Consider the following 25,903-nt stretch of genomic DNA (forward strand, 5'->3'; position numbering starts at 1 on the left):
TCAAGGCAGAAGCTAAAAGTATAGCAAAAGAACGATGAAATCCGTAAGGAAATCATCGTTCTTTTTTCGTGGTCTGGAAACTAGTTTTTTCCAGAAACTTTTTGTAATAATTCTAGTCCTTCTTAATTTTTGAAATCAAATTTTTTTGCCGCTTAGGATTTAACCGATAATAACCAGAAAAAATTCCCAAAAAGGTTAAAACAATAGTGCCAATGACTAAAAGCAAAATGCTGTCTTCATGAAGTTCTCCGATAAATTCATATAGAGAAGATACCATCTTCAACCAACCACCAAGAGAAACAAAATACCAAGCTGTAGCTTTATCAATAAAACTCATAGCTGTACGCAAATCAGATTCATTTTTGATAATACTACCTAGAATTTTGACTGCACGCCGTTTTTCAAGATAAATTTTGACGATAGGTATAATCCAGTACAAAGGAGAAATTTTTGGTTGTGCTTTACTCGATTGGTTAAATTCTTTCAAAAACCATTCATAATCATAAAGTTCCATTAATCCCTGATAAAGAGGAAAGGCAAACAACAACCAATCTCCTAAAAAACTGATGCAATTAATAAACAGTGAGATAATAAACACTTCTTTCTATAATCATTTGTTGTAAAACCTATTCAATATTTTACTCGACATTATTCTAGTAGTTATTAAAAAGTTATTCAAAAATATTATCAACTTTGCGCTAGCTGTTTTAACAAAAGGAATATCCAATTTTTTAATAATTAACTAACCTTATTTCTTTAAACGAGATAATTACTAAGTGTTTAAAGCTTGGTATACCAATGAAAAATTTTCTTTAAAAATAGTCTTGCTTTTTTTATGTTGTTAAGTTATGATATTTCTTAAATATTTATGAGAGGTAAAGATTATGACGGCAATTAAAAAAATTAATCAACCGCAAGTAAAATATTATTTCTGGTACTTCAGCTATTTGATCTGAGTGCCTAGTTTGTCATTGTCTTAGACACACAGTTCAATCTTCATGACAATTGTGTGGTTTAAAGACTTAAGTACTTTCTTCTCTAAAAACTCACACAGTTGTCGTCATCTGTGTGAGTTTTTTATTGGGAGAGTAAAATGAATTCTTTGAAAAAAATTACGTTAGATACACTAAATGGCTTATCAACGGGTATAGTTGTTGCTTTAATTCCTGGAGCCCTAATTAATCAATTGGTAAAAGCATTGCTGCCAAGCATGCCCCAATTAAGCTTTATTTTAGCTTTGACCACCTTTGCTTCGGCATTGTTGCCAGCAATCAGTGCTGTTTGTGTAGGTATGACTGGTAAATTAACACCAATCCAAACCTCATCTATTGCCTTAGCAGCAACAGCTGGAGCTGGTAACTTTGTGATGAACAAAGGTAAAGTTGCAGTAATGGGCAGTGGTGACGTTATTAACACGGCCATCACTATTATGATAGCTTACGGCCTAGTTTTGTTTTTTGGTAAGAAATTAAAAGCATACACAATTCTATTAGTTCCACTGCTTGTTCTGCTAATTGCCGGAGGAATTGGCTGTCTCACGCGCATCCCTGTTGGTCAATTAACCAGTTTGATTGGAGTCGGTGTTGAAAAATTGACGGCATTGCAACCAATTATTATGGGAATGTTGATGGGAATAGTATTTGGGTTGCTTATAGTTTCCCCCATTTCTTCAGTCGGTATTGCCACCGCGATAAGCATTTCTGGCATAGCTTCCGGTTCTGCCAATTTAGGTATCACAGCTGTTGCTTTTTCTTTAGCTGTTTTCGGTTGGAAAGCAAATAGTTTTGGTACCTCAATTGCCCACTTCTTGGGCTCTCCTAAAATGCAAATGGCAAACCTAATGACTAATCCCAAGTTGCTAATCCCGCTTTTAATTAACGCCGGTATAATGGGTGCTCTAGGTGCAATATTTCAAATTCAAGGTACACCAATGAGTGCGGGATTTGGCTTTTCGGGATTAATTGGCCCTATTGCCGCCATGGCAAATCGACCAGCGAATTTGGTTAATATTTTACTGATTGCTGTTCTTTTCTTTGTGTTACCTATTGCATTAGGTATCGCAATGAATTACCTCTTTAATAACAAAGTTCATCTTTTTACCAGCAAAGACTTTGAACTAGATTTCAGTTAGTTTAAAATGCTCTACCCTTCTTGTTTTAATAACTTGTTGCTATAATTAAATAGGGAGGGTATGAAAATGATCAAATTCTATGGTTATAAACGCTGCTCAACTTCAAGAGCTGCTCAAAAATGGCTAACCGATCACAATGTTAAATTTGAATTTCAAGATTTGGTTGAAAAGCCACCAAAAAAAGAAGATCTAGTAAAATGGATGAGTCAGCATCAGGACCGTGGGTTAAAGTACTTTTTTAATACTCACGGGCAAGATTATCGTCAATTACATCTCAAAGATCAGATAGCAGATATGTCTATTGAAGATGCCGCTGACATGATGTCAAAAAATGGTAAGTTAATTAAACGTCCATTAGTGGTTGAAAATGATCAGCTCACTTGTGGTTTTAATGAAAAAAATTACCAAGAGGTGTGGCTTAAATCCGAGAAAAATGATAACTAAGAAAGAAGAAGGTTCTAATTATTTAGTAACCCTCTTTTTTTATTCTCACCACTGACTTTCTAATATTTGGCATAACAGGTAAAATAATACAAAAAGGAGAATTTTATGAAATATAATCAATATGCTTATGTGAAAACTGATTACAAAACACAAGTTAAAGAATTACTGCAAATTAAATTTTTACCAATGGATTATGAAAAACGTTCCTTTTCAAATCTTTTAGGTGAACTTACCGCAAATGCAGTGGCAGTGATTGACCCACGAGACGAAAGTGCACGCAAAGCAAAATTAGCTGAGTTTGCAGTTTCAGAAGTCCAGCCTCTTAATGCTTTTCTAGATACCAATCCAGAAGAAATTACACCTAACCAATTCTATAACGTTGCTTTGCAACTTCTTGGCTACCATGTTAGCTATGATTATCAACTAAATGACCCTTTGGCTTTTATGAAAAAGCAGGCGTTACCTTACATTGAGAAAATTAACGACAAGAAATCTCTTATTCAAGCTTTTTATCGTTTGCTTAACACGCGCGCCAAAAATGGACAACTGCTAATAGATGTCATGGCGGGTCAAGGCTATTTTTACAATAGAAAAACGAAATTTGCGCCGAATAAATTTCTCTTTTTTAATGGTAAAAGTATGCCTGTTTTTGATACCAGCAAGGTGATCCGAGAAGTCGTTTATGTTGAAAGTGATTTGGATATAGACGGTGATGGGAAGAGTGATCTTTTACAAACGACAATTTTTCGTCCAATTGAAAGCGAAACTTTACCGGTTCCTGCTCTTTACACTGCTAGTCCCTATTTTGGCGGTATCATTGATAACGAAAAGCGCAACCACAACGTAGATGAAAATTTGACTGATGCGACTGAGTGGACTAATCCACAATATCGGGCCTCTGCAATTGTTAAAGCAAAAAAGCCGCTGGATAGTGAAAGCTCATCTAGGCCGGTAGAACAAGCCGTCGGCAAATCTTCTTACGGTCTGAATGAATATATGCTGGCTCGTGGATTTGCCAGTGTTTTTGCTGGCGCTATCGGGACTCGAGGCAGCGACGGTCTTAGAATTACTGGTGCTCCGGAAGAAACCGAAAGTGCCAAGGAAATAATTGAATGGTTGCACGGAGACCGCATTGCTTATACTGATAGAACAAGGCAGCACGAAACTAAAGCAACTTGGTGTAACAAAAAAATTGGGATGACTGGTCGTTCCTATTTAGGGACTCTGCAAATAGCCATTGCTACTACAGGTGTAGCTGGCTTAAAAACAGTCATTTCTGAAGCTGCCATCTCTTCCTGGTATGATTATTACCGCGAGCATGGCTTGGTGATTGCACCAGAAGATTGCCAAGGTGAAGATTTGGATATGCTTGCAGAAACTTGTCAGTCTAATTTGTGGGATGCTGGAGATTATTTAAAAATTAAGCCTAAGTTTGACGAAATGCAGAAGATTTTACTAAAAAAGGCTGATCGCAAAACTGGTCAGTATTCAGATTTCTGGGAAAAACGCAACTATCGCCACCATACTGATAATATTAAATGCTCCTGGATTAGCGTCCATGGCTTAAATGACTGGAATGTCAAGCCTAAGAACGTCTATAAAATTTGGCAAAAGGTCAAAAACCTTCCTATTGCACATCACCTTTTCTTGCATCAGGGACCTCATTATAATATGAATAATTTGGTTTCAATTGATTTTACTGATCTAATGAACTTATGGCTGGTTCATGAACTCCTGGGCATTGAAAATAACGCATACAAGCAGTGGCCAACTGTGCTTATTCAAGATAATTTAAAAGCAGATCAGTGGCACAAAGAAAAGGATTGGTGTAACGACATTGGCAGTGAAACTGTTTATATCCCTAATTCAGATAATGAGTTAACAAAAGATGCTAGCAGCAAACAAAAACTTTCCTTTACCGATGTTGGTGGAACTGAATTTAAGAAGGCAAAAATTTCTGAGAATGACTGGCAATACCAATTTATTTGTGGTGAAGAAAAATGGTCAAAAGCTAGTTTGCGTTTTACTACGGATGAATTTATTCATCCAGTAACAATCGTTGGTCGACCAGAAATACGTCTGCGTGTTTCATCAAGTCTTACCAAAGGACAGATTTCCGTTGCCCTGGTAGAAATTGCTGATCGCAAGCGCTTAACTCCTACTCCCAAAATTTTAATGTCGGGTGGTCAAGAACTGGGTTTTCATTTTCAACTTGACTCTTTGCAAGAATTTATGCCTGACAAATTAACTCATGCTAAATTAATTACTAAAGCCCACATGAATCTGCAGAATTACGCAGATATGAAAAAGCCACGTAGTATTAAAGCCGGTGAGTTTTATGACTTGCAGTTTAAATTACAGCCAACTTATTACACAATGCCTGCTGGCAGCAAACTTTGTTTAATTATTTATTCTACTGATCAAGGAATGACCAAAAGACCTCTTGAAAATACAGATTACACAATTGATCTGTCTGAAACTGCCATTAAATTTAGTATTAAATAAATCTAATTTTATTTATGCCAGAACTTTTAAAAGTTAAACATAAAAAGCAGCCGTGTTAAAAACACAGTTGCTTTTTAAATTATCAAATTTTATTTGATGTTTATTGTAGCAAACGATCTGTTTTCTAAAGCAGTCAATAATGCACGTGCAGTATCCAGACTGGTAATAAGCGGAATATTTTGCTGAATAGCAGTCTGACGAATGACAAAGCCATCAGATGTTTTAGCCAGATCATGTCCCATAGTATTAATTACCAAATCAATTTTGCCAGTTTTCAATTCATTTAAGATATTTGTGTCAGTGTCTTCATGAATTTTATCTACCAAAGCAACATGTAAATGATTTTGTTTTAAAAATGTTGCTGTACCACTGGTAGCAAAAATACGGTAACCGATTTGGGCAAATCTTTTGGCAATAGGCAAAATTTCTTGTTTATCACGGTCTTCGATTGTTAATAAAATATTGCCGCTGTCAGGGATCTGCATGTTTGCACCTGAGAAAGCTTTGTAAAGTGCCTTAGGAAAACTAAAATCACTACCCATGACCTCACCAGTTGACTTCATTTCTGGTCCTAAATAACTGTCAACATCAGAAAGTTTGCTAAATGAGAACACTGGGGCTTTAACACTAATCATTTTAGTTTCTGGTGCCAGGCCATCATCATAACCCTGTTCCTGTAAACTTTCACCCATAATTACTCTGGTTGCCACCTGCGCCATTTCAATAGAAGTAATCTTACTTAAAAAAGGTACAGTACGACTAGCACGAGGATTGACCTCAATAATATAAATTTCACCATCGCGCTCAATTAACTGCAAATTCATGATTCCGCGACAATTAAGCTTTAACGCTAACTTCTTAGTAATGTCGGCTATTTTTTGTTTAATTGTGGGAGAAAATGTTTGAGCAGGATAAACAGCCATGGAATCTCCGGAGTGAACTCCAGCATGTTCAATATGTTCCATTATTCCGGGAATAAGTACCCTTTCGCCATCGCAAATTGCATCGACATCACACTCGCGCCCATCAAGATAATCATCAACTAAGATTGGATGACTGCTTGCAATATCCACATGATTTTGCAGGTAATCTTCAAGTTCTGGCTGATTATAAACAATTTCCATTGCTTTTCCACCCAAAACATAACTTGGTCTGACTAAAACGGGATACCCCAACTTGTCTGCTGCTTTGATAACACCATCATGTGTAGTAGTCGTAATTCCTTGCGGTTGCTTCAAGCCCAATTCTTTTACTACTTGATCAAATAATTCGCGATCTTCAGCTCTGTTCAGGTCTTCCACACTGGTACCCAAGATTTTAACACCATGCTTTTCTAGCCCAGCTGCCAAATTAATTGAAGTTTGACCACCAAATTGGATAATTACACCTTCAGGCTGCTCAAGATCACAGACATTTAAGACATCTTCTAAAGTAAGTGGCTCAAAATATAATTTATCAGAAACAGAAAAGTCGGTTGAAACGGTTTCTGGATTTGAATTTATTACAATGGCTTCATAACCCATTTTTTGTAATGCTTTGACACAATGAACGGTGGCATAGTCAAATTCCACACCCTGACCAATACGAATTGGACCTGAACCAACAACTAAAACTGATTTTTTACTATTCTTCCGACTCTCATTTTCGGTATCGTAAGTAGAATAGAAATAAGGAGTTTGTGAGATAAATTCTCCAGCACAAGTATCTACCATTTTATAAACCGGCACTAAATGGTTCTGCTTGCGCAAATCTCGCACTTGGTCTTCATCCTCATGCCACAAATTGGCGATAGTATGGTCACTAAAGCCATATTTTTTAGCATTTTTGAGTACAGCCAGATCATCTGGATTAGTCGCAATAGTCTTTTCTAGTTCAACAATATGCTTAACAATGTCTAAAAAATAGAAGTTTATTTTGGTTAATTCATGTAAGTCTGACATTGCATAGCCTCTGCGAAAAGCTTCCGCTAAATAAAAGAGACGGTCATCCTGAGCTTTAACCAGTTTATTTTCCAGTTCTTCATCACTTGCATCATGTGCTTCAGCTGAATAAAAGTCTTTTTGGTCAATTTCCAAAGAGCGCACAGCTTTTTGAAAGGCTTCTTCAGCTGTTCTGCCTATAGCCATGACTTCTCCAGTTGCTTTCATTTGTGTGCCAAGTTCACGATTTGCTTTGGCAAATTTATCAAAGGGCCAGCGCGGTATTTTGCAAACAACATAATCAAGAGCTGGTTCAAATTCCGCAAATGTAGTCCCAGTTACTGGATTCTTAATTTCATCTAATGTAAGGCCCACTGCAATTTTAGCAGCCATTTTAGCAATGGGATAACCCGTGGCCTTTGAAGCTAAGGCAGAAGAGCGAGAAACACGCGGATTAACTTCAATGACATCGTAATTAAAACTATTTGGATCTAGGGCTAACTGAACGTTGCAGCCACCTTCAATTTTTAACGCCCGAATAAGTTTTAAAGAACAGTCGCGCAACATCTGATATTCTTTATCAGATAATGTCTGAGACGGTGAAAAAACAATTGAATCTCCCGTATGGATACCGACAGGATCAAAGTTCTCCATACAGCAGACAATCATGGCATTATCGTCATGATCTCTCATTACTTCAAACTCAATTTCCTTGTACCCAGCAATTGACCGTTCAATTAAACATTCTGTAACTGGAGATAATTCCAAGCCATTTTTGGCTATTTTAGCCAGTTCATCCCTGTCATTGCAAATACCGCCACCAGTTCCACCCATAGTGAATGCCGGGCGAACAATGATGGGATAACCAATTTTGTCTCCAAAATCTAATGCTTCTTGCACTGTCTTGACACTAGTTGACGGTGGCACTGGCTCTCCTAATTTTTGGCACAATTCTTTAAATTTTTCTCTGTCTTCGGCTTGTTCAATTGAATTGAGTTTTGTTCCCAATAATTCAATGTTTAGTTCATCTAAAATACCACTTTTAGCTAATGATAAAGCCATATTTAAACCAACTTGACCACCTAAAGTCGGTAAAATAGCATCAGGAAACTCCTTGCGGATAATACGCGATACAGATTCCACAGTTAATGGCTCGATATAAACTTTATCGGCTATTGAAGTATCGGTCATGATTGTGGCAGGATTAGAATTAACCAGAACCACTTCATAACCTTCTTCGCGCAAAGCCAGGCATGCTTGTGTGCCCGAATAATCAAACTCTGCAGCCTGACCAATAATAATTGGTCCTGAACCAATTACCATTATTTTTTTAATATCAGTTCTTTTAGGCATGATTTTCAACATCCTTTCTTTGGTCAATCATTTGCATAAAGTAATCAAAGATGCCTTCTTCATCGTGAGGGCCAGGTGTACTATCAGGGTGAAATTGTACGGAAAAAGCAGAATATTTCTTGTGCCGCAAACCTTCGATAGTACCGTCATTAACTTCAACATGAGTAACCATTAAAATATCAGGATCAATCGAATCTCGGCTGACAGCATAGCCATGATTCTGTGAGGTAAAGCCAATATTTCCAGTAGCTATTTCACGTACAGGATGATTAAATCCCCGATGACCAAATTTCATTTTATAAGTTTTTGCACCATTAGCCAGAGCAAAAACCTGGTGACCCATGCAAATTCCCATTAGTGGTACCTGCTTTTCAACTTCTTGAACCATTTTAACGGCACCTTTCATTTCTAAAGGATCTCCGGGCCCATTAGACAGCAAAACGCCGTCTGGATGAAGTGATAATATTTTTGCAGCTGAAGTAGTATAAGGCAAAACTATACAGTTGCAATCTCTTTGGCTTAGCTCCCGCAAGATACTATTTTTTAAACCAAAATCGATTACAACAATATTGCGCTTTGAGCCCGGTACAGGATAAGATTTTGTAGTCGCAACTCTTTTAACTACGCCCTTTGAAAGCTGACTTGCTTTTAATTGCTCTGCAATTGCAGCAGCATTCTCCTTAGAATCACAAATTTGACCTTTCATTGTACCGTAGGCACGTAATTTTTTAACCAATTTTCTGGTATCTATTCCTTGAATACCAGGTACATCTAATCTTTTTAAAAAATCTGGTAAAGTGGTTTGCATGCGCCAGTTATCAGGATGTCGTGCCACTTCATGGCAAATCACTCCTTTTATGCCCGGCTCAAGTGATTCATAATCTGCCAGCGTGATCCCATAATTGCCAATTAATGGATTAGTAAAAACTAAAATTTGATCAGCATACGATTGATCAGTAATTGCTTCTTGATAACCTGTCATTCCGGTGGTAAACACGACTTCACCTTTAGTCTCTTGATTTCCACCAAAGCCTTCGCCTGCATAGACACTGCCATCTTCTAAAATTAAATATCTCATTTACTTTCCTCACTTTGAAAAACAACCTGACCGTCAACCATTGTTAAAACTGTTTGACCGTATACTGCATCATTATTAAAAGGAGTATTCCTTCCCTTAGACATAAAATTAGCTGCATTAATAGCTTCTTTTTTGTGAAGATCGAAAATTGCAATATCTGCCGGTTGACCTAAAGCTATTTTTCCAGCTTTTTTCAAATCAAAAGTTTTAGCGGGAGCCAAAGTGAGCCAATTTAATAACTGCTCAAGAGTAAAAATACCAGTTTTAACAAATTTAGTGTAAAGCTCACTAAAAGCCGTTTCGCTGCCAACAATACCAAATGCTGCCTGGGCAAAACCATTTTGCTTATCACTCATAGTATGAGGAGCATGATCAGTGGCTATCATATCGATAGTACCGTCAAGTAAACCAGCAACTAAAGCTTCTTGATCTTCTTTGGTTCTCAAAGGCGGATTCATTTTAAAATTAGCATTATCATTAATAATATCTTCTTCTCCTAATAGAAGATGATGAGGGGCAACTTCACAAGTAACATTAATACCTTTACTTTTAGCAATCCTGATCAATTCAACGCCTTTTTTAGTAGAAACATGGCAAACATGGTAATGAACGCCAGTCTTTTGCGCCAATAATAAATCTCTGGCAATTTGAGTTGTTTCAGCTAATTCAGTAATCGGGGCTAAATTAAACTCACTTGCTTTTTGGCCTTCATTTATAACACCTTGATTGAATAACGAATCATCTTGAGCATGTTCAGCAATAATTAAATTATTTGCCTGCGCCTTTTGCATTGCCAGATACATCGTGTGCGCATTTTGCACACCTTTGCCATCATTGCTCAGTGCAACACAACCAGCATTTTTTAGAGCTGCATAATCAGGAATTTCATTAGTATCTTCATTAACTGTAATAGGTGCATATTGCAAAATATGGACTTCACCATTTTCATAATTGTTTTGTACCATTTTACTCATCAGTTCTGGTGTATTGGGTACGGGGACCACATTCGGCATTGCACAAACAGTAGTGAAACCACCATGTGCTGCTGCCAGCGAACCGGTCCTGACATTTTCTTTGTCAGTTTGTCCAGGATCTCTGTAATGAACGTGTACATCAACAAGTCCTGGGCTTACTAATTGATTTTTGGCATCAATTATATTTTCTGCTTTCAAACCTATACCAATTGCAGAAATTACACCTTTTTTAATTAAAAGGTCACCATGCACAATTTCTCCACTGATATAGATATAGCCGTTTTTAATTACAGTTGCCATTAGGACAGTCCCCCTAATTTGCGACCACGCATAACTGCTTCAATCATTGCCATTCTCATAAAAACGCCATTTTCCATTTGCCTTACAAACCGACACTTTGGCGCTTCAACTAAATCACCACTAAGTTCAACATCATGGTTAATCGGACCCGGATGCATGATAATAGCATCATCTTTCATTTGCTCATACCTTTTTTGGTTAATTCCATATTTTGCATGGTAGCTTTTGGCATCAAATTTTGCTTCATTAGGATCACCAGCGTGTCGTTCGTGCTGAACTCTTAACAGCATCATTACATCCATTTTATTAATCAATTCATCAATTGGTTTATATTCACCATACTTATCGTATTGTGTGTCATACCAATAATCAGGACCAGAGAAATAAACTTTGGCTCCCAGCCTGGTCAAAAGTTCCATATTACTTTTAGCAACTCGAGAATTGGTAATATCTCCTACGATAGCTACTTTAAGGCTCTTAAAATGGCCAAAATGCTCGTGAATTGTCATCATGTCAAGCATGCATTGTGATGGGTGCTGACCGCTTCCATCTCCGGCATTTATCACCCCTATATCAAGGTGTTGGTTATGTTTGGGATGGATCAGCTGGTTATAATATTCATTTTCTGTATGCCTGATCACTTCAAGATCAATCCCGAGAGCTGCCATAATAAGCGAAGTATCATACAGCGTTTCCCCTTTTTTGGTTGAACTGTGAGCAGGGTCAAATGGTATTACGCTTAATCCTAATTTTCTTTCTGCCATTTCAAAACTCGTGTGAGTTCTGCTGGAATTTTCAAAAAACATGTTGGTAACATAAACCGGTCGGGCTAAATGTGGACGGGCACCACCATTTTTAAAGTACTCTGCTCGTTCAATCAGTGCCATTACTTCTTCAACTGTTAAGTTTTCAACACTTACAAATGATTTTAGGGTAACCAGATTAATATTTTTCATTTTTACTCTTTTCCATAAAAATAAACCTAAAGCTTTTCAGCTCCAGGTTTAGCAAAAGGGTTTTTAGTATAGTTAGAGACTCAATAAAAGAACTCAAACCCTTCTGACCCTCTCTGGAGCCAATTAAACGGTTGAATTAATTTTTTATTGCGGCAATGGTTTTAATTCCACATTGTCTTTATTATCAATTTCTTCTACATGAACAGCTATCTCTTCATGTGATGAAGTTGGAATGTTTTTACCAACGAAATCTGCTCGAATTGGTAGTTCGCGATGACCACGATCTACCAAAGCAGCAACGGCAATTGAACTAGGTCTGCCTTTATCCATTAAAGCATCCATTGCTGCTCTGATTGTCCGACCAGTAAAAATAACATCATCAACTAAAATCACGTGTTTATTGTTAATTTCAACACCGAGTTCACTCGAATTAACAACGGGATCTAGTTTTAATGATGCATCGTGACGATCATCACGATATAAAGTAATATCAAGCTGTCCAAGTGGAACGTCAACCCCTTCAAGCTTCTGAATCCGATCATGAATACGTTGAGCCAGATAAACACCACGAGTTTTTATCCCTACTAGAACCAGGTCCTCGGTGCCCTTGTTGCGTTCAATGATTTCATAAGTAATTCTTGTTAACGCTCTTTTCATTGCTGAGGCATCCCAAATTTCTTTTGTCATTTTTTTCTCCTATAGTACATTGCCCATGAAAAAAGCACTTAATCTATTTGAGACTAAATGCTTTGTAAAAGTCAATACTTAATTGAGCTTTCCTTGCTAGCCTCACGGGACTAATTTTAAAGGACATCTGTTTAAATATACTGTTTCGAATTCAAATTGTCAATAGTAAAGTTGGATATTGCTGATGTTAGCTTTTTAATTATATTCAACTTGACCAACTAAATCTTTAATATCATTGACTCCTAAATTATTCAAAACCTGCGGCAAGTCATGGACAATATGCGAACAAGCTAAAGGATCCTTAAAATGGGCACTACCTACTGCAACAGCATTAGCACCAGCAAGCATAAATTCAACCACATCTTCAGCCGATGCAATTCCCCCCATACCGATAATTGGCAAATTAGTAACCCGTCTTACCTGATTAATCTGATATAAGGCAATGGGCTTCACTGCAGGACCAGAGTAACCACCAAAATTATTTCCAAGCAGAGGTTTGCGAGTCTTTATGTTAATCCTCATACCAGTTACAGTATTTATTAAAGATAAGCCATCAGCACCACCTGTTTCAGCAGCCTGCGCTAATACAACTATATCAGTTACATTAGGCGTCAACTTTACAAAAACGGGCAAATCAACTGTATTTTTTATTGCAGCAGTCAGTTTCTCCACCACTCTTGGATGAACACCAAATGCCATTCCACCTTGAGCAACATTAGGACAAGAAACATTAATTTCCAGAGCATTAACCAGTTTGGAATCTGACAGCTTTTGAGCAACTTCAATATAGCCTTCTTCACTTTCACCGCCTACACTGGCAATAATCGGTAGTGTTGGATATTGCTTTTTTATAGCAGGCAACTTGTCGCTAATAACTTTATCAACCCCGGGATTGGTCAACCCAACTGAATTTAATACTCCGTTATCTAAAACTGCAATTTGTGGTTGCGGATTTCCTAAACGCGAGTTCGGAGTAGCAGTTTTAATAACTAGCGCTCCCAGTTCGTTCAAGTCAAATTTTTTTGCTGCTGGCACATCTCCGAAACCGAAAGTACCACTAGCCGGCATCACTGGGTTTTTCAAATTAAGTCCAGGCAATTTTACACTGATGTTTGTCATTTTACCCTCCAAAAATGTAAGCTCACTGTCAATACAATTATTTTTGGATATATTTTACACAATTTCTTTACTTTTTAAAAACAAAATTTTTATTGTATTTTATAAACAAAAATGGTAATCTCATTAATGATAAACTTTAAACGGTACAGAGAGACCGCAAGTTAAAAACATGACTTAAATTAAACAAAAGGTCTATTTTGATGCACTCTCGTACCAAAATAGGCTTTTTTTGTGGAGGTTTTAATGGAAAAAGCAGTATTCGTAGCTTTGGACTTTGACAACCAAAATGAGGTTCATGAATTACTCACAAAACTGGGTCATCCCCAAGAAACATACTTAAAGATCGGCATGGAACTTTATTACCATTATGGAGCGGAATTTGTACAGGGCTTAGTAAAACAAGGCTATCATATTTTTTTAGATCTCAAATTACACGACATTCCCAATACAGTTTATCAAGCTGCTAGGCAGATTGCTCAGTTAGGTATTTTCTGCACAACAGTACATGCTTTGGGCGGAAGTGAAATGATTTTAGCGGCAAAAAAAGGGTTGATAGATGGAACACCTGCTGGCAGCGAAACTCCCAAATTACTAGCAGTTACAGAATTGACCTCAATTTCAGAAAAAATTTTGGCAAATGAACAAAACTGTTCATTATCAATGGCAGAGCAAGTAGTTAGTCTGGCACAAACTGCAAAAAAAGCAGGTGCAGATGGTGTGATATGCTCACCACTTGAAGTGAAAAATTTGAGAAAACAGGTTGGTTCTGGCTTTTTATATGTCACACCCGGAATTAGGTTAGTAGACAGTATTACTGATGATCAGATACGTATTGCTAGCCCTAAAAAGGCTAAAGAGTTTGGTTCCAGTGCTCTTGTAGTTGGTCGACCAATTACGCAGGCTGAAAATCCCGCTTTAGTTTATCGAGAAATTAAAAAGGAGTTTGAGTAAAATGCATCAAGATCAAATTATTAATAAATTAGTTGAGAAAAAAATTATCACGATATCCCCAGACAAACCATTCACTTATGCAAGTGGCATGTTATCTCCCATTTATACTGATTTAAGATTAACTGTTTCTTATCCAGACTTGCGTGACTGGATTGCTGCAGATTTAGCAGCTCTTATTAAAGAAAAATATCCAGATGTAAGTATAATCGGTGGCGTTGCTACTGCCGGTATTCCCCATGCGGCCTGGGTGGCTGCTAAATTGCACTTACCTATGATTTATGTGCGCCCAAAACCAAAAGATCATGGTAAGGGTAAACAAATTGAAGGACGTTTTAATAGCAACGACCGAATTGTACTAATCGACGATTTAATTACCACTGGTGGATCAGTTATTAATGCAGTGAAAGCAACTGAAAAAGAAGGCGGCAATGTAATTGGTGTGAGTTCAATATTTACTTATTATTTAAAAGATACTAAAGCTAACTTTGTTCAAGCTAAAGTTGACTACAGTCCTCTGTTAACATATCCTGAACTGCTCCAAAAAGAAAAGGAGATGAAATATATAACTTCAACTGAATATGAAGCTTTAAAGACCTGGCACGAAGATCCATGGGAATGGGGTAAAAAGTTCCAATAAAAAGCAAAGCTAATTATTTCATGAGATATTAAAAAGCTGACTAATCTTTTGCTATAGCAAGACTAGTCAGTTTTTCTTTTTTTAAAAAGGTTTAATGGTGCCTTATTGCACCGTTCAAACGAACGCGATATTGTAAATAAATCAATATCATAAACGGTATTAAAATTAGTTGTACTAAATAAAAGTATTTAACTGGTAATATGTCATTTATGAATCCCATGATTATTGGACCGAAAGCCATACCAATGTCAAGTCCTAAATAAAACGTACTACTGGCTAAACCTTGTTCACTTATGGGAGCCAATAGCATTGCAGTCGACTGTAAAACAGAATACATCAGGCCATAACCAATAGCCATAAAAGCAGCTGCAAGAGCCATTATCCAATTATTCTTCATTATTGCCAGCAAAATCAGGTAAATCAGAGTGGCAGCAACGCTAAACCAGAACCAAGTGCCAAATTTAACAGTATCAAAAAGATTTTTTAAAACTATTCGAATAAGCAATAGTACAACAGCATAAATTAAAAAGTAGGAACCGACATTTACGCTCAAATGACGTTCTTCAACGTAAGTAACCAGATCAGCTTGCGTGGCAAAATAAGGAAAAGCAAATAAAGTGGTGAGCATTGCTATAGGCAAGACATTTTTCTGGATAATTTTGAGATGTAAAAATGATTTTTTCTTTTCTGAATGCTTAATTTCTTTGGGTTTTGCCTTATTGCCAACAAATTGAATTATAATGACCATCAAAAAGGCCGAAACAGCAGAAGCAATGATAGCAATTCTATAACCAGTTTTTTGGTAAGTACTAATAGCAAGCGCTGGAGCAACAGCCATCGCAAGTGCATTCATTAGACCATAAAAACCCATCGCTTGACCAACATGAGCCCGTGGTACTAAGAAAGCTAGCCAGGTCGTCATGCAAACCGTACAAAGAACATAACCTGAACCGTTAATTAACCGAAAAAGGAGCAGCCAACCACTTGCCGGTGCAATTACATAACCAATTACGCCAATCACTATCAGAATGCCGCCGATAAAAGACAAACGGTATTTTGAAAATCTATCTGTCAAATTGCCAGCAATCGGTCGCAAAAACATCGCTGCTATACTCATAATTCCCACAATTAAGCCTGCAAAGCCACTACTGGCTCCTAGACTTTTAGCATAGCCGTTAATCAGAGGGTTCACAAACATAGTACTAAACATAAAAAAGAATGAAGCTGCCATAACTAATAATACATCTTTAGTATAAACCGTTTTTCCTTTTGTCATTTTTACCTCACTTACTTTAAACTTGACTTATCTATTCTATCACTTAAAGGTTGGCATATAACAAAATGAACTAAAAAGACGATCTTAAGTTAAAACATGCAATTACATGTGATCAGGAGTTATTTTGCTTAATATTTGACATTCTTTCTAAGGTCATATGATTTGGCCAAAAAAGGTTGTATGAGAGTTCAATACAACCTTTAAGCTAGTGTATATGTGATTTTAAGATGTTTATTCATAGAAGAATTTTATAATTAAATCTACATGTGTGTAATATTTTTACTTGATTAAGGTAAAAATATTACAAATTTAAACTTCTTTCTTTAATATTAGTAATTATAGTAGTGAGTTGAATTTACCTTATTTGACTTCTCTCGCTACTAATTTCTGCGTTAAGGATAAATATAATCTTTAACATGATTAAACACTTTATAAATTTATTCCTAACATTGTATTGTGGAAAGCAACTTCAATTGATTACTCCATTGAGGTTGCTTTTTTTACTACATAACATATCCTTTCTTAAACTATTAATTAAAATTTTAAATTCAAATATCTATCCTAAATTATTTAAAATAACACTACCTCCCTAAAATCATGTCTAATATATGGTTAAATTAATTAGATAATATAATCCTAATAAATGAAGTAATAAATGTCAATAAATTATTTAATTTTAAAAATATGTTTTTATTACAAAATATTATAAATAAATTTACATAATATTTAAATAACAAAAAATATTATATTTTTCAGATATATATAAAATATAATAAATATTTTATAGAGTTTAATTGCATATATTTTTATTATAAATAACGCTAATAATATTATATGTAATAAAAATAAGTTAAATATTTATTATTATTTTGAAAACGCACACAAAAAGTTATATACCTAATTAATCCTTATTTTATTGCTATTATTTTTAATAATAAAATAAAAAAATAATTACATAACAGCAGTTAATTAATATTTATAATTTGTTATTAAATAAAATAAATGCTTGCATCTATAATTTTAAGTATTTTTGAACGATTCCTAAATTTATCTTAATACTTGAGCAATTACATATCGGTTACTTTTTAAATTTAATAACTTCCCCGTTAAAAAAATGAAGAGAAATACCATTTATATGCGGCTAAAGAGAATATTAGTTATTCTAATTATTTTCAACTAGTTGAAAAATTACTTAATGGCTAATTGGTCTAGTTAAAAAACTTTTCTAAAATAAAAAACGTCAAGCTAAATTGTAGCTTGACATTATAATATTGGTCACATGCAAGAAAAATAATTAGCCCGTTCTTTATCAGACTTTACATTATTTCCCTAATTAATAAATTTCCAGTTTTTAAATTTCGCTCTTATCATAAAACTAAAACAAAATTTTTTTAGTAGCCCATATAACGATTTCTTTCCCAGTCAGAAACAGTTTGAGTGTATTGGGACCATTCTAATTCTTTAGAATCAATGAAACTTTGAGTCAAATGTTCACCCAGAGCTGCTTGAATTAATTTATCCTTTTTAAAGGCTTTTAAGGCATTGTGCAATGTTGAAGGAAGTGGCTTGATTCCCATCTCATTAAGTTGTTCCTCACTTAAATCAAATAAGTTGCACGTAACAGGATCCATAGGCATCTTTTCTTCCTTAATTCCGGCCATTCCTGCACTTAAACATGCGGCTAAAAGCAAATATGGGTTAGCTGTAGGATCAGCAGAGCGCATCTCAAGTCTAGTATTTAATTCCCCTGCAGAAGGTACTCTAACCATAGGAGAACGATTCTTTGAAGCCCAAGAAATATATACTGGAGCCTCAAAACCCGGAATTAAACGCTTGTATGAGTTAACAGTCGGGTTGCCCACTGCTGTAATGGCGCGTGCATGCTCCAAAATACCATTTAAAAAGTATAAAGCAGTCTTGGATAAATGATATTTATTGTTTTTATCATAAAATGCATTTTTATTGCCTTTGAATAAAGACATGTTGGTATGCATCCCGTTACCAGCTTGACCTTGCAGAGGCTTAGCCATAAATGTGGCAAACAGCCCATGCTTCTTAGCTATTTCACGCACAATCATTTTAAAAGTTTGCACACGATCAGCAGTTGTCAACGCATCATCAAATCTGAAATCAATTTCCTGCTGACCATCCCCTACTTCGTGGTGTGCAGCTTCCACTTCGAAACCGATGCTTTCCAAAGTTTCAACAATATCTCGGCGACAACTTGCACTTTCATCATTTGAGGTTAAATCAAAATACGAGGCATGGTCTGGAACCTGAGTAGTCCAATTACCATTTTCATCAAGTTTAAGTAAATGAAATTCGGCTTCAAAACCAATATCAAAAGCAGTAAAGCCCAATTCTTTCATTTGGCCAATGATTCTTTCAAGATTATTACGAGGATCGCCTGCAAAAGGTTCACCATCAGTAGTATGAACAGAACAAGTTAAGCAACCAATTTTACCACCTGTACTGTCACCCCAAGGCAAAACGGACCAGGTGGAAAAATCTGGATATAATATCATATCACTTTCTTCCAAACGAACAAATCCGTCAATTGAAGAACCATCAAAGCGCACGTCATTTTCTAAAACCTTGTCTAACTGACTATTTGGAACTTCAACTGCTTTTAATGTTCCATTAATATCTGTGAAAGCCAGTCTAATAAATCTGACATCATCTTCTTTGACACTTTTCCTTATGTCATCTGCTGAAATTTTCTTTGTCATGTTTCTCCACCTAAAAAATCACACAATAATTGGTACAGTCTAAACTAGAAATTTTATTCTTGTTTAAAACTAGACTTAAGATTAGCAAATGATTAAAACCTTGTAAAGTGGTCTAGCAAAAAATAGCAAAACTTTACCAAACTTTTACTTTACATTTATAAATATCTTTGATTAATTCTCGAAAAATAATTCATTAACTGCATTGGTAATTGCAATTTTTACATGAGCATAAGTTAATCCGCCCTGCATATATAAGGCATAAGGTGGTCTAATTGGACCATCCCCAGAAAATTCAATACTTGCACCTTCAATAAATGAACCATCAGCCATAATTACTTGATCTTCATATCCAGTATCATTACTTGGAATAGGGTCAACGAATGAATTAATCGGCGAGTTTTTCTGTAAAGTTTTGGCAAATCTGATCATTTTGTCCTTGTCATGAAAAATTACTGTTTGAATTAAGTCAGTTCTGTTTTCATTCCACTTAGGAGAAACTTCTAAGCCCATCTTTTCTAATAAAGCTGACGCATAAATTGCACCTTTAATTGCATTACCAGTCACACTTGGTGATACAAAAAGGCCCTCAAAATAATCAAGATTATTGTTTAAACTGGCACCTTCTTCGCGACCAATCCCACCTGCTGTGAGCCTTGCCGCAGTATTCTCAATTAGTTCATGCTTACCAACAACATAGCCACCTATTTTGGCCAATCCGCCGCCAGCATTTTTAATTAAAGAACCAGCCATTAAATCGGCACCATATTCAGTAGGTTCATGTTGTTCAGAGAATTCTCCATAACAATTATCTACAAAAATGATGCTCTTAGGTGAGACTTCCCTGATCATTTTAATCATTGGCTTGATTTTTCCGACTGTAAAACTCGGTCTGGTATTATAGCCTCGTGAACGCTGAATAACAACCATTTTAGGTTGGTGTTTTGTCAACAAATTTCGTGCAGAAGCAAAATCAACACTGCCGTCAGGTAATAAATCAACATGAGAGAACTTAACGCCATATTGCTTCAAACTGCCACGACCGTTGCCGGCAATTCCAATAACTTGTTGCAATGTATCATAAGGCATCCCAGTTAAATAGGTTAATTCATCACCTGGGAGCAGATTGCCTGCCATTGCAGTGGCTAAAGTATGGGTACCAGAAACAAATTGCGAACGGACTAAAGCATCTTCAGTGTTAAAAATTTGTGCGTAAATACGATCTAGCTTATCTCGACCGCTGTCATCAGACCCATAACCAGTGCTGCCAATTAAATCAGATTCAGCAACAGCCTTATCTTTAAAAGCTTCTAAAACTTTATTTTGATTAAATAAGATATTTTGATCAATTTTTGCTAATTGGGGTGCTATCTGCTTGTCCGTCTCAGCTACTATTTTATTTAATTTTTCTGGCCAGTTATTCATTTAACCATTCCTCAACTTTCTGTTTAATTTCATTTAAACAATTCGGATCTTTAAGTGGATCAAACCAAGTGACAGGTAATTGATGACGAAAATACGTGAGCTGTCTCTTAGCATATCTTCTTGAAGCCTTTTTTAAATTTACAATACAATCTTCAAGACTTTCTTGTTTTTTAAAATAAGGAAAAAATTCTTTATAACCGATAGCCTGCAGGATCGTATATTCATGAGCCCTATTTTGATAAATAAATCTTGCTTCTTCAAGCAAGCCTTGTTTCATCATTTGATCAACACGCTCATTGATCCTACGGTAAATTACAGGGCGGTCGGAATTGAGACCAATGATAAGGTAATCATATCTTGGCTTTATGGTTTTTTGTTGCTGAGAAAACTTTTTCCCCGTACGCTCTATTACTGTTAGTGCCCGTAAAACGCGTCGGGTATTATTTAAAGGAATTTTTTGAGCGGCATCTGGATCTCGCTTATCTAATTCCGCCCATAATTCATTTTTTCCCTGTTCCAGCAAAAATTTTTCCCATTTATCTGTAATCACTGCTTCTTGGCGAGATGGTTCTCCTAATTGCATTTTGTTTAAAAGTGCATTGACATAAAAACCGGTACCACCTACTAAAAGTGGCAGCTTATTTTGGGCACTGATTTGCTCAACAGCCTTTTCCGCCTGCTCAATGAAATCTACCACAGAATACGGCTCAAAAACTGATCGAGTATCAACAAGATAATGTCGAATCGTCTTTTGTTCTGTTGGAGTTGCCTTAGCTGTTCCAATAGCCACCTCTTTATAAACCTGCATTGAATCACCCGAAATTATTTCAGCATTTATTTTTTGAGCAAGCTGAATTGCCAAAGAGGTCTTTCCAATTGCGGTTGGGCCAACGATTGCCAGAACTTTCTGCATCTTTTCCCTCATTCAATTAATAATATAGAAAAAACACGTTTGAAAAATCAACAAACATGTTTTCTAATCAATATTTGGATTTTTTAGTACGTCCGTTCCATTCATCAAAGCCATTTTTTAACCATTTGATAGAAGAAAAGTTCTTTTTCTGTAAAAATCTGGCAGCACGTAAAGTAACTGATAAAGAATCGGAGTATAAATAAACCGGAAGATCAGACCTTAATTCAGTATATTGATACTTAAGCATTGTATAAGGTAAGTTTCTGGCGCCATCAATATGTTTTCTTTTGAAAGGTTCTTTTTCACGTAAATCTACTACCTGTGCTTTACGCATTCCCTTATTAAATTCATCGTTGGACAAGTCTCCACCGCCCAAGCGCTTAGTCTGTATTTTATTCCATAACCAGACTGCCACAAAGGCTAAAATTATTATAATTAAAACTGCATCTAGAATAAATAAAAAAGTTGACATAAATTGTATTTCTCCTACTAAAAGTTTCTAAAAACAATATACTCTTAATATAGCTTAAGAGCCAGGCTTATTGCCATTTCTGCGTTCTTCATATTCGTATTCTCGCCGCAGTATTATTTTTGCAACTAAATAATCATGTTTATCGATTAAATGTGAACGGTTGATGTTATCTAGTTCAAGAGCCATCAGTTCAATGTCCCAAATTCTCTTGCCGACATGGACAAAAATGCCGTATTTTTCCAAAAGTTGTTGCACATCATACAAAGTTTTCATTATAAACTGATTACCATACCCATTCTGACAGCTGCCACACAATAAATTATTAGAGCACATACTGCAACAACACGCATTTTCATTGAATACTTTCTTAAGTTTCTTTCACCCAAAATCACAGCAATTAAAAATCCGGTTATAAAACCGCCAATATGTCCTGGGATATCGATATTAGGAGCAAAAAGGTCAAGGCCTATATTAATCAATGCCAGCCAAAATGATTGTCTGCCGAGATAAACAAGAATTGGGTTCGCACGATTTTGCAATGCAATAGCTGTCATTGCTCCAAAAAGACCAAATAAAGCAGTTGAAGCACCAGCACTAATAGCGTTATCGTTTCCCCAAGCCAGGCTTAAGAGGTTTCCGCCAATGCCTGAAAGCAAATAGATAGCTAAAAAGCGCCAATGACCTATTATTGTTTCCATATAAACTCCCAGATAATAGATCATCACTGCATTTGATATTAAGTGCATAATTCCAATATGCAAAAATTGTGCAGTAAACAGGCGCCACCACTGATTACCTATAACGATAGCATCATTTTTCATAGCTCCTAATTTCATTAGAACATAGATGTTTTCGGAGCCACCTATTGCAGTTTCAATTAAAAAGACCAAAAAAAGAACAACCAATATACTGACAGTTATATAACAATTTTTCAGGTTTTGTCGCTGGTTCATAATAGCCTCAGTTATTTCGATAAAATTGATTCAGGAGTGATAATTGTTTGAATTGGAACATCAGTAGATTCTATTTTCCAAGCTGCAGTTTTAAAAATCATCTTTGAATTGACCAAAGCTACCGTCTTTGAACTAGGATGTTTTGCCAAAAAACGATCATAATAACCTCCGCCAAAGCCCAAACGTTGATGTGAGTCCAAAGCAAAAGCCAGTCCGGGCACAATAATTAAGTCCAGATCATTATTGATCTGAGCGTCAGGTTCACTTACTTCTTCAACACCAAATTTAGACTTAGTTAACTTGGTCATATAACTATAATAAATAAAATCTTGTGAACGTTCACTGTTATCATTAGCCCGTGCTAAAAAAACATCTTTTCCTTGATCCCATAGCTGAGCAATTAGGCCTGAGGTATCTACCTCATAAGTAAGAGAAGAAGTTATCCCAATGCTTTGGCATTTGTCAAGGAGTTCAGAATTCATAATATTTTTGAGCAGAATTTGATCTTCAGTACTTTTTTGAGATGTTTCCGCAAAACTACTTAGTTTTTCTACTTGTTGTTTTCTAATTTCTTTTTTTGCTTTTGTCATGATTCTTCCATATAAAAAATAGCAGGAGCATAGGCTCCTGCCATATTGGTTAATTACTTAGTTTCACGATGAAGAGTAGTATGTCTTTCAACTGGGCAATACTTCTTCAAACTTAAACGTTCCGGATGCTTACGCTTGTTTTTCTTAGATAAGTAACTTCTATCGCCACATTCGGTGCATTCCAAAATGATGTTATCTGCCATTTCTTTCACCACCTACGCTTTTATTCTGACTGTATTATCTTAGCATTTTTCCATTATTATTACCAGTGATATTCACAAAATTCTATTTTTTATGTAATTTGAAGTAGTCCTGTACCATCGCTTTAGTCATTTGTAGAGTGTAGGAACCTTCGAGTTCGGGATCAAGTCCTGGGAATATTACCGCTGTCGCTATTTGAGGATTATTTGAGGGTGCATAGCCAACGAAAGTAGCATTGACCAACTCAGGCGGATTTTTTTGCTTAGGATTATCTGGATCGTAATAAAATGTCTGGGCTGTTCCTGATTTGCCGGAAATAGAAGGCTTTACGTTTTTTAATTTATGCGCTGTTCCCCAAGAATTTGTACCATGAACAACACGCCAAAATCCTTGTCTAACAATATTCAGTTCATCTGAGGTCCAGGGTATGCGTAACTGAACTTCTGGTTTCTTATTGTAATCCACATAAATTTTTTTGCCGTTATTTGAAGTTCGGCCAATTGATTGCACGACATAAGGCTGCATTCTATAACCGCCATTTGCAATAGTAGAAACATACTGAGCCATTTGAATCAGGGTATAAGCATCATAGTTGCCGTAAGACAAGTCTAACACAGAACCCGAAAGAACCAATCCTTGATCATTAAATGATTTGCCTTGAATTCCTGAAATTTCGCCCGGCAAGTCAATACCAGTCTTTTGTCCCAAACCAAACATATTAAAATTATGTCGTAAAGGTTCGAACGCTGTTTGTGGCATGTAGATTTTTGTTTTAGGAACATATGAAGCTTTAACCCATTTCATTGCTAGGTGCATCATGTAAATATTACTGGAAACTTCAAGTGCAGTTTCTGCATCAAGAGCCCCAAAAGTACCTATTGGATAAACGGACTTTTTAACTGGAGTACTTGGCAAGTAAACTGGTGTATCAGGCATTACATTATTTGTTGGTGTAATTACCTTATTAATTAGACCTCCACCTACCATTGCGCCTTTAACAGCTGAACCCATTACAAAAGACTGATTAATTACGCCTAATGCATTATTAGTGGTTTTATTCTTTTTGGGATCACGACTAATACCAGCCATAGCTAAAATGGCACCGGTTTTGGGGTTCATGGCAACAGCATAGGCACCATTTGAATAGTGAGCAGCACCGGAGCCAACAGCCGCAGCATAAATTTTTTCTAATGAACTTTGAACTTCTTTTTGATACTTAGCATCAAGAGTCAAGACCAAGCTTGCACCGGCTTGACCAGAATATACCGCTTTCGATTGTTCGATATCACCTGAATTTTTAGTCCAAACTTTACTTGTGGCTTTCGTTCCTTTTAGCAATGGTTCATATTTTTCTTCCAAATATGATGTACCTACTCTGTCATTTCTAGAATAGCCGTTAGTTAAATAATATTGTAAATTATCACTAGGTAAACCAGCCTTCTCCGTTGATACTGATCCAATAATACTGCGAATAGAAGAACCGTTGGGATATGAACGTTGCCAGTCGGTACCAATGCCTACGCCGGGCAAATCTGAAAGATGCTCACCCACTTCTGCGATTTCTTTGTCTGTCAGATGATTATTTTTTATATAAATTGTAGAAAGAGTATAGGCTCCAGAAATCTTGTTGTAAATTAAAGCCGCTGTTTTCTCACGTGCACTTAATTTAACATGTTCAGAACCAACCTGCTCTTGGATTCTTTTATTAATTAAATTATCATCCTGAGTTTCTCTGACAGATTTAGGAACTTTAGCAGCTTCTTTAGCACTATTTTTTTTATTAGCCAAATAGTAATCAATTACTTGCTGCTGTGTCGGTTTTTCGTCTTTAATTGAAATATATTGACTAAGAGAATTTGAAATTGCATAAATATCTTCACTCGTAGTAGAAACACTTTTGGTATAAGTAATAGCATTCTTAGCTCTATTTCCTACCAATACGCGTCCCTTGCTGTCATACATCACTCCGCGAGGAACTTGACTGGAAACTACAGCAGAATTAGATTTTTGCACTTCAGCCTTGAAGCGTGAACCATAGCCTATTTGCAAATATGCCAGTTGTCCAATTAACGTAGCAAAAAGGACAAAAATAATTCCCAAAATTATCTTCATCCTAATTGGAGTAGAAGCCTGTTTTTTGGAATTATTATTTTTCGTCTTCAGTTTTTTCTTAAAAAAATTCAATTAGACTCATCCTCACTAAACTAGTGTAATTTTAGCAAAAACTAGATGACAAATCTATCGAGATGTTAACGTTTTGAAAAAACTTTAATAGATAACGTGTAAATGACAA

22 protein-coding genes are annotated in these 25,903 nt (G+C 36.0%); 5 read left to right on the top strand and 17 right to left on the bottom strand.

From position 1 onward, the window contains the following. Positions 1-112: 112 nt before the first annotated feature. Entirely contained in the window at positions 113-544 is a 432-nt protein-coding gene (locus tag ACZ2M0_RS07580; protein ID WP_490059034.1) for a hypothetical protein, read from the bottom strand. 549 nt (positions 545-1,093) lie between these two features. On the opposite strand from ACZ2M0_RS07580, the gene ACZ2M0_RS07585 reads away from it, so the two are divergent. The 3 genes from ACZ2M0_RS07585 (at position 1,094) to ACZ2M0_RS07595 (ending at position 5,080) form a co-directional block, all read left to right on the top strand. Continuing rightward, complete coding sequence (locus ACZ2M0_RS07585) at positions 1,094-2,131, top strand: PTS sugar transporter subunit IIC (protein ID WP_490059035.1); 1,038 nt, start codon at positions 1,094-1,096, stop codon at positions 2,129-2,131. A gap of 66 nt (positions 2,132-2,197) precedes the next feature. Beyond that, entirely contained in the window at positions 2,198-2,575 is a 378-nt protein-coding gene (locus tag ACZ2M0_RS07590; protein ID WP_198178914.1) for an arsenate reductase family protein, read from the top strand. 105 nt (positions 2,576-2,680) lie between these two features. Then, positions 2,681-5,080: a Xaa-Pro dipeptidyl-peptidase gene (locus ACZ2M0_RS07595; RefSeq protein ID WP_490059036.1), complete on the top strand. Its 2,400-nt coding sequence runs from the start codon at positions 2,681-2,683 to the stop codon at positions 5,078-5,080. An 89-nt stretch (positions 5,081-5,169) separates the two neighbouring features. Here ACZ2M0_RS07595 and carB read toward each other — a convergent pair whose 3' ends face one another. The 6 genes from carB to ACZ2M0_RS07625 form a co-directional block, all read right to left on the bottom strand. Further along, positions 5,170-8,352, bottom strand: a complete 3,183-nt coding sequence (gene carB, locus ACZ2M0_RS07600; protein ID WP_490059037.1) for a carbamoyl-phosphate synthase large subunit — start codon at positions 8,350-8,352, stop codon at positions 5,170-5,172. Further along, a complete protein-coding gene (locus ACZ2M0_RS07605) occupies positions 8,345-9,430 on the bottom strand; it encodes a carbamoyl phosphate synthase small subunit (protein ID WP_490059038.1) in 1,086 nt (361 codons plus the stop codon). The genes carB and ACZ2M0_RS07605 overlap by 8 nt, the downstream gene beginning before the upstream one ends. After that, entirely contained in the window at positions 9,427-10,704 is a 1,278-nt protein-coding gene (gene pyrC, locus ACZ2M0_RS07610) for a dihydroorotase (protein WP_490059039.1), read from the bottom strand. The genes ACZ2M0_RS07605 and pyrC overlap by 4 nt, the downstream gene beginning before the upstream one ends. After that, positions 10,704-11,660 (bottom strand): aspartate carbamoyltransferase catalytic subunit, encoded by a 957-nt coding sequence (locus ACZ2M0_RS07615; protein ID WP_490059040.1) that lies wholly within the window; start codon positions 11,658-11,660, stop codon positions 10,704-10,706. Before ACZ2M0_RS07615 ends, pyrC begins: the two co-directional genes overlap by 1 nt. Positions 11,661-11,804: 144 nt before the next feature. Further along, entirely contained in the window at positions 11,805-12,347 is a 543-nt protein-coding gene (pyrR, locus tag ACZ2M0_RS07620) for a bifunctional pyr operon transcriptional regulator/uracil phosphoribosyltransferase PyrR (protein ID WP_265892468.1), read from the bottom strand. A 195-nt stretch (positions 12,348-12,542) separates the two neighbouring features. Beyond that, positions 12,543-13,466 carry a dihydroorotate dehydrogenase gene (locus tag ACZ2M0_RS07625; RefSeq protein WP_490059041.1) on the bottom strand — a complete coding sequence of 308 codons (924 nt, stop codon included), beginning with the start codon at positions 13,464-13,466 and terminating at the stop codon, positions 12,543-12,545. Positions 13,467-13,709: 243 nt separating this feature from the next. On the opposite strand from ACZ2M0_RS07625, the gene pyrF reads away from it, so the two are divergent. Together pyrF and pyrE are read left to right on the top strand one after the other, a co-directional pair. Next, complete coding sequence (pyrF, locus tag ACZ2M0_RS07630) at positions 13,710-14,417, top strand: orotidine-5'-phosphate decarboxylase (protein ID WP_490059042.1); 708 nt, start codon at positions 13,710-13,712, stop codon at positions 14,415-14,417. Position 14,418: 1 nt separating this feature from the next. Further along, a complete protein-coding gene (gene pyrE, locus ACZ2M0_RS07635) occupies positions 14,419-15,054 on the top strand; it encodes an orotate phosphoribosyltransferase (RefSeq protein ID WP_490059043.1) in 636 nt (211 codons plus the stop codon). 91 nt (positions 15,055-15,145) lie between these two features. Here pyrE and ACZ2M0_RS07640 read toward each other — a convergent pair whose 3' ends face one another. From ACZ2M0_RS07640 to ACZ2M0_RS07685, 10 genes are all read right to left on the bottom strand, one after another. After that, the gene (locus ACZ2M0_RS07640) at positions 15,146-16,330 is read right to left on the bottom strand and encodes an MFS transporter (RefSeq protein ID WP_490059044.1); all 1,185 of its coding nucleotides are present in this window, start codon (positions 16,328-16,330) and stop codon (positions 15,146-15,148) included. Positions 16,331-17,721: 1,391 nt separating this feature from the next. Continuing rightward, positions 17,722-19,059, bottom strand: coding sequence for a type I glutamate--ammonia ligase (gene glnA / locus ACZ2M0_RS07645; RefSeq protein WP_490059045.1), 1,338 nt, complete (start codon positions 19,057-19,059; stop codon positions 17,722-17,724). A 171-nt stretch (positions 19,060-19,230) separates the two neighbouring features. Beyond that, positions 19,231-20,481 (bottom strand): methionine gamma-lyase family protein, encoded by a 1,251-nt coding sequence (locus ACZ2M0_RS07650; RefSeq protein WP_490059046.1) that lies wholly within the window; start codon positions 20,479-20,481, stop codon positions 19,231-19,233. Beyond that, the gene (gene miaA, locus ACZ2M0_RS07655; RefSeq protein ID WP_490059047.1) at positions 20,474-21,394 is read right to left on the bottom strand and encodes a tRNA (adenosine(37)-N6)-dimethylallyltransferase MiaA; all 921 of its coding nucleotides are present in this window, start codon (positions 21,392-21,394) and stop codon (positions 20,474-20,476) included. The genes ACZ2M0_RS07650 and miaA overlap by 8 nt, the downstream gene beginning before the upstream one ends. 67 nt (positions 21,395-21,461) lie before the next feature. Beyond that, positions 21,462-21,866, bottom strand: a complete 405-nt coding sequence (locus tag ACZ2M0_RS07660; protein WP_187154968.1) for a rhodanese-like domain-containing protein — start codon at positions 21,864-21,866, stop codon at positions 21,462-21,464. 54 nt (positions 21,867-21,920) lie between these two features. Next, a complete protein-coding gene (locus ACZ2M0_RS07665; protein ID WP_187154969.1) occupies positions 21,921-22,139 on the bottom strand; it encodes a YqgQ family protein in 219 nt (72 codons plus the stop codon). Beyond that, positions 22,139-22,819, bottom strand: coding sequence for a rhomboid family intramembrane serine protease (locus ACZ2M0_RS07670; protein WP_187154970.1), 681 nt, complete (start codon positions 22,817-22,819; stop codon positions 22,139-22,141). Before ACZ2M0_RS07670 ends, ACZ2M0_RS07665 begins: the two co-directional genes overlap by 1 nt. Positions 22,820-22,830: 11 nt before the next feature. Next, positions 22,831-23,409: a 5-formyltetrahydrofolate cyclo-ligase gene (locus tag ACZ2M0_RS07675; RefSeq protein ID WP_490059048.1), complete on the bottom strand. Its 579-nt coding sequence runs from the start codon at positions 23,407-23,409 to the stop codon at positions 22,831-22,833. A gap of 53 nt (positions 23,410-23,462) precedes the next feature. Beyond that, positions 23,463-23,612, bottom strand: coding sequence for a 50S ribosomal protein L33 (gene rpmG / locus ACZ2M0_RS07680; protein WP_081945351.1), 150 nt, complete (start codon positions 23,610-23,612; stop codon positions 23,463-23,465). Positions 23,613-23,694: 82 nt separating this feature from the next. Beyond that, entirely contained in the window at positions 23,695-25,722 is a 2,028-nt protein-coding gene (locus ACZ2M0_RS07685) for a peptidoglycan D,D-transpeptidase FtsI family protein (protein ID WP_373868637.1), read from the bottom strand. Between the last annotated feature and the right edge of the window lie 181 nt (positions 25,723-25,903).

Source organism: Lactobacillus sp. VURO6/B1 (VP7) (genome assembly GCF_058139575.1).